General features: G+C 65.8%; 7 protein-coding genes. All 7 read left to right on the forward strand.

Annotated features, from left to right (window positions below):
• The coding region (locus AWC27_RS16020) for a chitinase (RefSeq protein WP_211281644.1) at positions 1–975 on the forward strand (975 nt) is incomplete at its 5' end.
• A gap of 182 nt (positions 976–1,157) precedes the next feature.
• Positions 1,158–2,201: a phenylalanine--tRNA ligase subunit alpha gene (gene pheS / locus AWC27_RS16025; RefSeq protein WP_085671385.1), complete on the forward strand. Its 1,044-nt coding sequence runs from the start codon at positions 1,158–1,160 to the stop codon at positions 2,199–2,201.
• Positions 2,201–4,696 (forward strand): phenylalanine--tRNA ligase subunit beta, encoded by a 2,496-nt coding sequence (pheT, locus tag AWC27_RS16030; protein ID WP_085671386.1) that lies wholly within the window; start codon positions 2,201–2,203, stop codon positions 4,694–4,696. Before pheS ends, pheT begins: the two co-directional genes overlap by 1 nt.
• Before the next feature lie 202 nt (positions 4,697–4,898).
• Entirely contained in the window at positions 4,899–6,395 is a 1,497-nt protein-coding gene (locus AWC27_RS16035) for a PE domain-containing protein (RefSeq protein ID WP_085671387.1), read from the forward strand.
• 173 nt (positions 6,396–6,568) lie between these two features.
• On the forward strand, positions 6,569–9,508 hold the full coding sequence (locus AWC27_RS16040) for an AfsR/SARP family transcriptional regulator (protein ID WP_085671388.1): 2,940 nt from the start codon (positions 6,569–6,571) through the stop codon (positions 9,506–9,508).
• A 339-nt stretch (positions 9,509–9,847) separates the two neighbouring features.
• Complete coding sequence (locus tag AWC27_RS16045; RefSeq protein WP_085671389.1) at positions 9,848–11,686, forward strand: PE family protein; 1,839 nt, start codon at positions 9,848–9,850, stop codon at positions 11,684–11,686.
• Between the two features lie 442 nt (positions 11,687–12,128).
• A partial coding sequence (locus tag AWC27_RS16050) for a PE family protein (protein WP_139837043.1) occupies positions 12,129–12,746 on the forward strand: 618 nt, incomplete at its 3' end.

A 12,746-nucleotide genomic window follows, 5' to 3' on the forward strand; every position in this document is an offset into this window, starting at 1 on the left:
CCCCCGGTGACCCCGCCGGTGGTGCCGCCCGTGACCCCGCCCCCGGTTCCGTCCGGACCGACGACGACCGGGCAGTTCTCGCCCTATGTCGACATGTCGCTGTGGCCGCAATTCGACTACACGACCGCCACCGGCGTGGGTGGAATCGACCACGTCATGCTCGGCTTCATCGTCAGTGACGCGAATGGCAACCCATCCTGGGGCACCTACTACGGGCTCAACGACCCCTGGGTCAGCAACGCGATGACCGCCTTGCAGCACGGGGGAGCCGACGCGACCATTTCCTTCGGCGGCGCAGCCAACCAGGAACTCGCGCTTACCAACACCAACGTCCAGACATTGACCGCCAAGTACCAGTCGGTGATCGACACCTACGGAATCCACAAACTCGATTTCGACATCGAAGGGGCCGCCCAGGCTGACCTCGGTTCACTCACGCGCCGTTCGCAGGCGATCGCCGCGCTGCAGGCGGCCGGCAACACCAGCGGGCACCCCGTCGAAGTCACGTTCACCCTTCCAGTGCTGCCGACGGGTCTGACCGCCGACGGGCTGGGGGTCATCACCAACGCCATCACCAACAAGGTGGACATCGGGCACGTGAACGTCATGGCGATGGACTACTACGACCCGAACCTGCAGTACACCGGGCATATGGGTGACTACGCGATCCAGGCGGCCACCGCCGTCCACGATCAATTGGTGCCGCTGTATCCGGCGAAGACGGACGCGCAGATCTGGTCGATGATCGACGTGACACCGATGATCGGCGTGAACGATGACGCCAGCGAAATCTTCACCGTCGCCGACGCCCAGAAGCTGACCGCCTTCGCCCAGCAGAAGGGATTGGGCGGGCTGCACATGTGGTCGGCTGATCGCGACTACTCCGGACCGGTGGGAGCCCAATCCAACACCAGCAGCGGAGTGGCGCAAAACAACTGGGACTTCTCGCACGCCTTCGAGCAGTTCGAGGCGTGATCCCGGCGGTTTCGCGCCGCCACCGCTGACTTATGATCGGCACTTGCGTCATAGCCGTGCCGCGAATGCACCGTGTGCCGCGATCGGACCGAGCTGGGATTGGCCCTTGCAAGTCCTTGCAAGTCCTTGCAAGGAAGCCGGGCAGCCCGAACCAGCCTCGTCAGCAAGGAGAGTGTGGCCGCGTGGGTGATCAACCCGTCGACCTGTCGCCGGATGCGTTGGCCGGGGCGGTCAGCGCCGCGCAGCACGCGATCGCAGGCGCGGACACCCTCGACGCACTGGCCCGCGTCAAGACGGAGTACCTCGGGGACCGTTCGACGCTCGCGCTGGCGCGGCAAGCGCTGGCCGCGCTGCCCAAACCCGAGCGTGCCGACGCCGGCAAGCGGGTCAACGTCGCGCGCGCCGATGCTCAGCGCAGCTACGAGGAACGGTTGGCGACGCTGCGCGCCGAGCGCGACGCGGCGGTGCTGGTGGCCGAAGGCATCGATGTCACACTGCCGTCCACCCGGCAGCCGACCGGCGCCCGGCACCCGATCACGATCTTGGCCGAGCACATCGCCGATACGTTCATCGCCATGGGTTGGGAAGTGGCAGAGGGGCCCGAGGTCGAGACCGAGCAGTTCAACTTCGATGCCTTGAACTTCCCGCCCGACCATCCCGCGCGCAGCGAGCAGGACACGTTCTACATCGCGCCGGAGGATTCCCGGCAATTGCTGCGCACTCACACCTCGCCGGTGCAGGTGCGCACCCTGCTTGAGCGCGAGTTGCCCGTGTACGTCATCTCGATCGGCCGGACCTTCCGCACCGACGAACTCGATGCGACCCACACCCCGGTCTTTCATCAGGTCGAGGGTTTGGCCGTGGATCGCGGACTGACCATGGCCCAGCTAAGGGGAACACTGGATGCCTTCGCGCGCGCCGAGTTCGGGCCGCTGGCGCGCACCCGGATCCGGCCGCACTTCTTCCCGTTCACCGAACCCTCCGCCGAGGTCGATGTGTGGTTTGCCAACAAGAAGGGTGGCGCCGACTGGGTGGAGTGGGGCGGCTGCGGAATGGTGCACCCCAATGTCCTGCGGGCCGCAGGCATTGACCCCGACGTCTACTCCGGCTTCGCCTTCGGGATGGGTCTGGAGCGAACTCTGCAGTTCCGCAACGGCATTCCCGACATGCGCGACATGGTCGAGGGCGACATTCGATTCTCGCTGCCGTTCGGAGTGGGGGCCTGATGCGCATTCCCTATAGCTGGCTGCGCGAGGTCGTCTCGGTTGGTGCGCCCGAATGGGACGTTTCCCCAACCGATCTCGAGCAGGCGTTGGTGCGCATCGGCCACGAGGTCGAAGAGGTGAGCACACTCGGTCCGGTCGAAGGTCCCCTGACGGTCGGGCGGGTCACCGCGATCGAGGAGCTCACCGGCTTCAAGAAGCCGATCCGGGCCTGCCTGGTCGACATCGGCGACGGTAGTCAGCACGAAATTATCTGTGGTGCAACTAATTTCAAAGTCAGCGATCTAGTTGTCGTGGCGCTGCCCGGTACCATACTGCCCGGCGGATTTACCATCACCGCCCGCAAGACCTATGGCCGCAAATCCGACGGGATGATCTGCTCGGCGGCCGAACTCGGTTTGGGCGCAGACCATTCCGGCATCCTGGTGCTGCCGGCCGGGACGGCGGCGCCCGGCGCGTCCGGCGTCGGCGTGCTGGGATTCGACGACGTGGTTTTTCACCTGGCGATCACGCCCGACCGGGGCTACGGCATGTCGGTTCGGGGTCTGGCCCGCGAAATCGCCTGCGCTTATGACCTGGACTTCGTGGATCCGGCCAGCAGTCAGGTAGTGCCGCCGCTACCCGTCGAGGGTGAGGCGTGGCCGCTGACGGTGCAGCCTGAAACCGGGGTGCGCCGTTTTGCGCTGCGCCCGGTGACCGGGATCGACCGCGCCGCGGTGTCGCCGTGGTGGTTGCAGCGCAGGCTACTGCTGTGCGGCATCCGGGCTACGTCGCCGGCGGTAGATGTGACCAACTACGTGATGTTGGAACTGGGCCACCCGATGCACGCCCACGACCGCAACCGCATCACCGGTGGCCTGGGTGTGCGGTTCGCAAATCCGGGCGAAACCGTTGTCACCCTCGACGACATCGAGCGCAAACTCGATCCCGCCGACGTCCTCATCGTCGATGACGTCGCTACGGCGGCGATCGGCGGCGTGATGGGGGCGGCCAGCACCGAGGTGCGCGCCGATTCCACCGACGTCCTGCTCGAGGCCGCCGTTTGGGACGCGGCGGCGGTGTCGCGAACTCAGCGGCGGCTGCATCTGCCCAGCGAGGCTGCCCGTCGTTACGAGCGGGGAGTGGACCCGGCCGTTTCGGTGGTGGCACTGGACCGGTGTGCTGCGCTGCTTGCCGACATCGCCGGGGGAGTGGTCGACCCGTCGTTGACCGACTGGCGTGGCGACCCGCCGCGCGACGACTGGTCGATGCCGCCCATCACGATGGCCGCCGACCTGGCGGACCGCGTCGCCGGGGTGGCATACCCGCCGGGCACGGCAGCCCGTCGCCTGGCCCAAATCGGTTGTGCGGTAACCCAAGACGGCGACAGGTTGACGGTGACCCCACCCAGCTGGCGTCCTGATCTGCTGCAACCCGCCGATCTCGTCGAAGAGGTGTTGCGTCTCGAGGGCCTGGAAGCGGTTCCCTCGGTGCTGCCGTCGGCGCCGGCGGGCCGCGGCCTCACCCCGGTGCAAAAACGCCGTCGCGCGATCGGCAGGTCGCTGGCGCAGTCCGGCTACGTCGAAATCCTGCCCACGCCGTTTCTGCCCGCCGGTGTGTTCGACCTGTGGGGCCTGCCGGCCGACGATCCGCGGCGCAGCACTACCGACGTGCTCAACCCGCTGGAGGCCGACCGGCCGCAGCTTGCCACCACGCTGTTGCCCGCATTGCTGGAAGCGTTGACTCGCAACGTCTCCCGGGGACTCGTCGACGTCGCGCTGTACGCCATCGCGCAGGTAGTCCGTCCCACCGACCGCACTCGGGCCGTCGAGCTGATTCCGGTGCATCGCCGGCCCACGGATGCCGAAGTCGCCCTGTTGGACGAGTCGCTACCGCACCAGCCTCAGCACGTCGCCGCTGTCCTGGCCGGGCTGCGGGAACCGCGCGGTCCGTGGGGTCCGGGCCGGGCGGTGCAGGCATGGGACGCTTTCGAAGCGGTGCGAACCATCGCCCGCGCCAGCGGAATCGACGTGACACTGAGGCCGGCCCAGTACCTGCCGTGGCATCCCGGGCGATGTGCCGAGGTCCTCGTCGGCGAAACCTCCGTCGGCCATGCGGGCCAATTGCACCCCGCGGTGATCGAGCGCTCCGGCCTGCCCAAGGGGACCTGTGCGATCGAGCTGAATCTGGACGGAATTCCCGTCGTCGAGGCGTTGCCTGCGCCGCGGGTGTCGCCTTTCCCGGCAGTGTTCCAGGACGTCAGCCTGGTCGTGTCCGCTGACGTTCCGGCTCAATCGGTGGCCGACGCTGTTCGCGAAGGGGCCGGCGACCTGCTGGAGCACCTTGAGCTGTTCGACGTTTTCGTCGGCCCACAGATCGGCGAGCACCGCAAGTCGCTGACCTTCGCCCTGCGGTTCCGCGCGCCGGATCGCACCCTGACCGAAGACGACGCAAGCGCGGCTCGCGATGCCGCCGTACAACGTGCGGCCGAGCGCGTGGGTGCCGTTTTGCGCGGCTGAACGACGCCACGCTGTAGCCGCCGGGAATAAATTCACTTCGGGGCGTGTTTAGCCTGTTCAGGTCGAGATTCTAACCATCGCTGAAAAAAGCCGTAAGGCAAGCTGGCAGTTTGCTGGGAATTAGACATATGTGCAACAGCGGTATTAGATTCATCCTGGGATGACCACCGGTCATTTTCGGGGATGAATCAGGGAGATTGATATGTCATTTGTGATCGCGGCGCCGGACCTCGTCGAGGCGGCAGCCCAGGATCTAGCCAGCATTCGATCGGCGCTGAGCCAGGCCGCGGCGTCGGCCGCCGGCCCGACCACCGGAGTTGTAGCAGCGGGCGCCGACGAGGTGTCCCTGGCGATCTCGCAGCTGTTCGGTGCGCACGGTCAGGAATTTCAGCTGCTCAGTGCCCAGGCCACGGCGTTTCACGACGAGTTCGTCAACATGCTCAACGCCGGCGCTGCCGCGTACAGCAACGCTGAGGCCACCGGCACGCAGTTGCTGGCGAGCGCGGTGAACGTGCCCGCCGAGGCGCTGTTCGGGCAGCCGTTGTTCGGCGGCGCGGCCACTGCCACCGGCCTCAACACCCTCGCCGGCAACGTGGCAGCGCCGTACCAGACGCTGTTGGCGAACACCACCGCTAATCTGCAGAGCCTCAACAGCGCCGTTCGCGCGAACCCGGCGCCGTTCCTGCAGCAGTTGGTGCACAACCAGATGGGCTACGGTCAGGCGATCGGCGCGTCGGTGCAGAACACCATCACCAATCTGCCTACGGTGCTGGCCGACCTGCCGTCGGGCGCGCAGGCGGCCTTCCAGTCATTGCTCACAGCAAACCCGGCCGCGCTCATCAACCAGGTTGCGACCAACCAGGCTGGTTTCGCCCACACGATCTCGTCGGCGCTGCACAGCGCAGGCCAGGACCTCAACGCCGGGCTGCCGACCTTCCAGGCCGGCTTGCAGACCGCATTCCAGCAGTTTTCGGCGGGCAACGTCACCGGCGCGATGGATACCGTGGGCGGCGGCCTGGTCAATCTGCTGCTTCCCGGTTTCGACGTGACGACGGGCGCGAATGCTGTCTTGTCGATCACGCCGATAGGCCCGGTGGGCGACCTGTTGCCGATCTTCGCCATACCCGGGCAGATGGCGCAGAACTTCACCAACCTCCTGCCGGCCGGTTCGATCCCGGCAATGGTGTCGCAAAACTTCACCAACCTGGTGCAGACGGCGACGAACACCTCGGTCACCTCGACGCTGGACCTATTCTTCGATCCGAGCGCTCCGACCGGCATTGGAGTGGCCATCAACGCCAACATGGGGTTGCCGCTGGCGCTGGGTATCGATGCACTCGGCGGGCCGGTCAACGCGCTGAACGCGTTGGGCAGCAGCACAAGTGCATTCGTCAACGCGGTGCAGACCGGAGACACGCTGGGCGCCGCGACGGCTTTCCTCAACGCTCCAGCGGTCGTCGCGGACGGGTTCCTCAACGGGCACACGACGTTCCCGCTGACCATCGACGCGCTGGGCATCCCGACCACGCTCAACCTCCCGTTGGACGGAATTCTGGTGCCGCCGGGGCCCTACACCGCGACGATTCCGCTGCTTGGTGCCGACGCCGTCGTCAGCGGCACACCGCTCGGTGGGATCGTGCCCGCGTTGTTGGGCTTCCTGCCCGAACAGCTCGCGGAGGCCATCGGCGCGGCTGCCTAGTCGAACGGCGAACATGCGGACCGGGCGGCCTGGCACGCAGCGGCGACCCGCCGCCCGGTCTCGCATTGCAAACCACGGGCCCGAAGTGGCCGAACCATTCCGGCGGGCGTCGTATGCTACCTAGTACTGCTAGCTAGTGCCATGTTTGCTGTGCGCCTTTGCGGAGGGTGTTGATGACCGTCGAGTTCCGCCTGCTCGGCGACGTCGAAGCCCTAGTCGATGGAGTCCGGCTGGACATTGGCCACGCCCGGCAACGATGTGTGCTGGCCGCCTTGCTTGTGGACGTCAACCATCCAATTCCGGCCGAGCAGCTGATCGATCGGGTGTGGTCGGACAGGCCCCCTTACTCCGCGCGCGGTTCCCTGACGAGTTATCTCTCTCGGCTGCGAAGCCTGCTCGCCCCGGTCGAGGGGGTGACGATTGCACGCGGCCCGGGTGGATACGCGCTGATGGCCGACACGTCCTCGATCGACCTGCACCGGTTCCGTGAGGTGGTCGCCGAGGCGAGGGATACCGAAGACCCGGTCGCGGCGGCAGCCCTGTTTGATCGTGCGCTGATGATGTGGACGGGCGAGCCGTTTGCGTCCTTGGACACGCCATGGGTCAACGATCTGCGCGGTGCTCTTGTCGCCGAGCAGCGTTCGGCCTCGTTGGACCGCAATGACGCGGCGCTGCGGGCCGGACGGCATGCCGAGTTGCTCGTGGAGCTCACCGCGGCGCAGACCAGCAGCCCGTTGGACGAACGCCTGGCCGGGCAGTTGATGCTGGCCCAGTACCGCGCCGGCAGGCAGGCCGACGCGCTGGACACCTACCGGAAGATGCGTCAGCGGTTGGTCGACGAACTCGGTGTTGAGCCCGGCCCGTCTCTGCGTCAGGTGCATCAGCAAATTCTGTCCGGCGACGGGGCGAACCGCGCCGCCGAGAACGGGAAGTCGCCGGATGGTTCGCCGGTGCCGCAAGGGCTGATCTTCCACCGGCCGCGTTCGGGATTGCTGCGGCGGGCCACCAGCTTCGTCGGTCACACGCAGGAGGTCGCGCGCATCGTCGACGCATTGCGCGCCGGACCGCTGGTGACGCTGACCGGAGTCGGCGGTGTCGGAAAGACGCGGCTGGCCGTTGAGGTCGCGCGGCACGAGCAAGAGCAGTTCAGTGACGGTGTGTCGATTTGTGAGCTTGCGCCGGTGGAACACGGCAATGCCATCGGGCACACCATCGCGGCGGCCCTGCGACTACGCCAACAGGCCCGTCTGGACATCGAGGAATCGGTGATCGAATACCTGCGCTCGCGCGAGGTGTTGCTGGTCGTCGACAACTGCGAGCATGTGCTGGATGCGGCGGCGGGGTTGCTGGAGCGCATCGTGCAGCACTGCCCCGGGGTAACGGTGCTGGCGACCAGCAGGCAACCGCTGGGCGTCGAGGGCGAGCGAATCGTGGTTCTGCCGCCGCTGCCGGTGGAGGATGCCACGCGCTTGTTCGCCGACCGGGCCCGGGCCAGCCGGCCGGACTTCAGCCTTGAGCAGCAGCCGAAGGGCGCGGTGGCCGAGATCTGCCGTCGGGTCGACTGTTTGCCGTTGGGCGTGGAATTGGCCGCGGCCCGCATGCGGGTGATGAGCACGTTGGATGTGGTCCGGCGGCTGGACGGCCTGGGTATTTCGCGGGGCGGAATGCGAGGTGCCGTACCCCGCCACCAGAGCCTGACGGCGACCATCGATTGGTCATACCGAATGCTCACCGAGCCTGAACAAGCCTTGTTCGCGCGGCTTTCGGTCTTCGCCGGTTCCTTCGACCTCGATGCCGCGCACGGCGTGTGCGGCAGCGACGACGCCGACAACGGGCTCGAGGACACGCTCGAATTGCTCGCCGGTTTGGTCGACAAGTCGATGGTCATCGTGCGCAGCGTCACCGACCGCACCCGATACGGCGTCCTGGAAACGCTGCGTGCATACGGCCGGGATCGCCTGCAGGAGCAGGGTATTGATCTGCAGTTGATCAAACAGCATGCGGTCTACTTCAGCGAGCTCGCCGAGCGTGCCGCCGTCGGCCTGCATACCGCCGAGGAACGGGAATGGGTCGAGCGGATGCTGCCCGACTATGACAACCTGCGAACGGCGTTCGAGCACGCGATGGCCGACAACGACGTCGATCTGGCTTTGCGGTTGGTTGCCGCGAACACCGAGCTGGTCGGTGTTCGTGTCGGCTACGAACTGGGTGACTGGGCCGAACGTGCCGTCGCCGTCGCCGATCCGGACCATCCGCTGTTCGCAGCGGTAGTGGGTGCGGCCGCGCGGGTCGCCTGGGTTCGCGGCGATTTCACTCGTGCGCGACGCCTGGTGAACCTGGCCGGGGGGCGGGTGCCCGGGCGCGGCACCGCTCGAGTTGCCTACCCCGAGGACGTGCTCGCCGACGTGGTCCTCTTTGAGGGTGACGCGAGCGGTTTCCTCGCGTATTGGGACAAGGAGGTCACGCGCGCGCGTGGCAACGACGACCCGATCCGGTTGGTGCATACGATCTGCGTGCTTGCCACCTGTCAGGTGGTGCTGGGTAATCCCGAGACCGCTTTGCCCGCCGCGCAAGAGGCAGTCGAAGTCGCCGACCGGACCGGCAACCCGACGGCGCAATCGACGGCCTACTTCACCCTCGCTTATCTGCTCAAGAAGTCTGAACCCGAACGTGCGTTGAGACTGTTCGATGACGCGGCACGGCTGGCCGGTGGGGTGCAGAACTTCTGGTGGTATGGCATCGCGCTGATGGAGGCGGCGGCAACGCGTGCCGTGCACGGTGATCCGGTACAAGCGGCCGGGTTGTTCGTCGAGGTGCTCGATCACTGGGATCGGGTCGGCGACTGGGCCCAGCAGTGGCTCAGTCTGCGTCACGTCACAAGATTGCTCGCCCGGCTCGGTGCCGACGAAGACGCGGTGTTCCTGCATTACGCCCTGCTGAAGGCGGCTAAGCCGTCACCGCTGCACGCTGACCAGTTGGCGCTCTTGAAGGATCGTTTGGGCACTGACTGCTTGGAGACCTACGCCGCATCCGCGGCCGACGGCAGCGCAGCGGTCGCCAGAGCACGCTCTGGCCTGCAGCGCTACGCCGAAGACGCAATGTTCGCGGTGTGATTGAGGCGGGCCAGACTGAAAATCAGGATCAGCAATGTCTTTGAATTCAATTTCGCGGAACCGCTCGCTTTGTGCGGGCGAATGCGGCTCTTGTTCGTTTGAACCTTGCGGCCGCAAGCCGCCGGCGGCTTCCGCGCCAATGACAAAGTGCCCCAACGAAATACACGCCTGGCGTCGTCGAGCGCCTGCGGACCGTCGCCTCTGCCGGGTGCAGCGGAAAATCAGTTCAAATTCGGAGTTTGAAAGGGGTATCGCGGCGGGTATAGGCCGCAGCAATAAGCCCCGTTCTGTCCGGCTGATGGTTGAGCGGTGCGTGTTGGGTCGAAGAGAGGCTAAAACATGTCATTCGTAATCGCGCCGGATTTGGTCACTGCGGCGGCGGGGGATCTGGCCGGAATCGGTTCGACGCTCGGCGCGGCAACCGCGGCTGCGGCGACGCCCACCTCCCAGGTGGCCGCGGCGGCCGCCGACGAGGTATCGGCGGCAATCTCGAGGCTCTTCGGCGCGTACGGACAGGAATTTCAAGCCGCTAATTCTCAGGCCGCGGCGTTTCACGCCGAATTCGTCAAGCTGTTGAACGGCGGCGCTGCTGCTTACCTCACCACCGAATTAGCCAACGCAGAGCGAAATCTGCTGGCTACGTTCAGTGGCAGCACGGCGGCAGCCGCTGCCACCGACCCTCTTCTCGGGCTGCTCGGCGGTGGCACGACTACCAGCACCGGTGGCCTGGGCGGACTCCTCGGCGGTAGCGGCGGGTTGTTGGACCCAATCATTTTCGGCGGCACCGGTGGCCTCCTGGGCCCGATAGTCGGCGGCAACAGCTTCCTGACGTCCCTCGTTTCCGGGGGCCCCTTGGGCCCGTTCTTCGCCTCCGCGGGTCAACAATTCGGTACCGCCACATCGGCCTTGATCAGCGGCAACGGGGCGGCGTTGCTGGCTAACCCACTCGCTCCGATTACCGGCACCCTCGTGAGCCTGCCTGTGATCGGGCCGCTGCTGCCGGGCCTGCTACCTGGGCTGTTCCCGTCACCCACCGGCGTGGCTCCCACACCGCCCATCAGCCCCTGGTGGCGGCTGTTCCTTAACACGAGCAACAACCTGAGCGCTCTCGGTAGTGACTGGGCTGCTGACCCATTCCCGTTCCTGCGCCAGATCCTGGCCAATCAGCAGCACTACGCACTGCAGCTGGGTAATGACATCAACATTGCCGCCCAGAACCTTCCCAACGAGATGGCGCACCTGCCGGAGAACATTCAGTTTGGTATCCAGAGCGCCGCGTCCTTCCCTGCGGGCATGTACGCGCAGCAGTTCGTCAGCGGCACGGTCAACGACTGGCAAACAATCAGCACGTCGCTCTCAGCCGCCGGTACCGACCTGCAGGCCGGGCTGGCCGGCTTCCCGGCAGATATGCAGATTGCGTGGAACGACATCGCGGCAGGCCAGTACAACCTTGCGGTCAATGACGGGACAAAAGCTCTGGTCAATGTGTTCATTACCGGGTTCGACACCCACAACTTGAACGATGTCAGGTTGCTTGGTCCGGTGGCGGACTTGTTCCCGATCCTGGGCATCCCCGGTAAGAACATGGAGGCTCTGGCCACCCTCATGCCCACCGGCTCTATCAATGCTCAGATGACGCACAACGTGGCCAACGTGTTCAATGCGCTCACCGATACGAGTGTCTCGACGACGATTTCTGGAAGCCTGACTCCGCCGGCGTTAGTGCTCGGCGCGAACTTCGGCTTGCCGCTATCGCTGCTATTCGGGGTAGCTGGTGCGCCCGTCGCCGGTCTGGACGGACTGGCCACCGCAGCGACAGAGATCGGGCACGGCATAGCGACCGGGAACCCGTTAATGGTGGTCGGCGGCTTAGGCGACGCTCCCGCCCTCGTTCTGGACGGCTTCCTCAATGGCGAAACCATCGTGGATATGTCGCTGCCGGTGACGTTCAGCTTGCCGATCATCGGGGACCTCAACATACCGGTGGTGGTCCATCTGCCCTACCAAGGTTTGCTGGTGCGGCCGCATGCCATAACGGCGACGGTACCGCTGCAGATTCTTGGGATCGATATACCGATCAATCTGACACTGGGTGGCACGAAATTCGGCGGACTTCTCCCGGCACTGCTGAACACCGTGCCTCACGACCTCGCTAATGCGATCACACCCGCGGCATAAGCGGCCTTGACGCGGCGTTGTCCGCCGCGCAGTTGCGCGACACATTTCTGGTTGGTGCGCAAAAGGCAGAATATCGGTATGTCTTATTCCCGTGGCTGGGCCAGGCAATGATCGCTGACGATGAATACCGGTATTCGCAGTGCGCTGCATGGCATTACGGCCAATCGCGATGAAGAGTTCGCCTTACGTCGGCGATATTGTGGTCAGCGGGTTCGCGTGGTCTCGGTGCGGCGGCGCCTCGGTGGTTGACGACTCGGGTTCCGGCAGGTTATTCCGCCATTACTCCAAACGATTGTTCGCAGACCGGTACTCTACGAGGCGTCGCCACCGGGTTTACCCGTCTCCTGTTGTGTTGGGAACCAGAGTGATTAACTTTGGCTCGCCGCACTGACCTTTACCTTTCTATTTGTCACATCCTCAAGCGGCCGCAAGGAGTGTCCGAATGTCATATGTGATGGCAGTGCCTGATTCGTTGGCGGCCGTGGCGGCGGATTTGTATGGCATTGGTTCGTCACTCAGCATGGCCAATGGCGCCGCCGCGCGATCGACCACCGGCCTGATCGCTGCCGCTGGTGATGAGGTGTCGGCGGCGATTGCGGCGATCTTCTCTGAGCAGGCCCTGCAATATCACGGGCTCAGTGCCCAAGCGGCCGCCTTTCATGCCGACTTCATGCGGGTGTTGACCGCAGCCGGGTCCTCGTATGCGGCCGCTGAGATCGCCAACGTCTCGCCCTTGCAGACCCTTGAGCGGGGCGTGCTGGGGATGATCAATGCCCCCACCAACCTATTGCTGGGGCGTCCGTTGATCGGCAACGGCACCGATGGTGCGGCGGGGACGGGAACAAACGGTGGCGCCGGCGGACTCCTTTGGGGCAATGGCGGCAACGGCGGATCCGGTGCGTCGGGGCGGGCCGGCGGAGCGGGCGGGGCGGCGGGGTTGATCGGTGCTGGCGGAGCCGGCGGTGTCGGTGGCGCCGACGGCGGGCACGGCGGCACCGGAGGGTCCGGTGGGTGGTTGTGGGGCAATGGCGGTGCTGGCGGGGCTGGTGGGCCTGGGAGC

The organism is Mycobacterium szulgai, from assembly GCF_002116635.1.
In the GTDB taxonomy this organism is placed as follows: domain Bacteria; phylum Actinomycetota; class Actinomycetes; order Mycobacteriales; family Mycobacteriaceae; genus Mycobacterium; species Mycobacterium szulgai.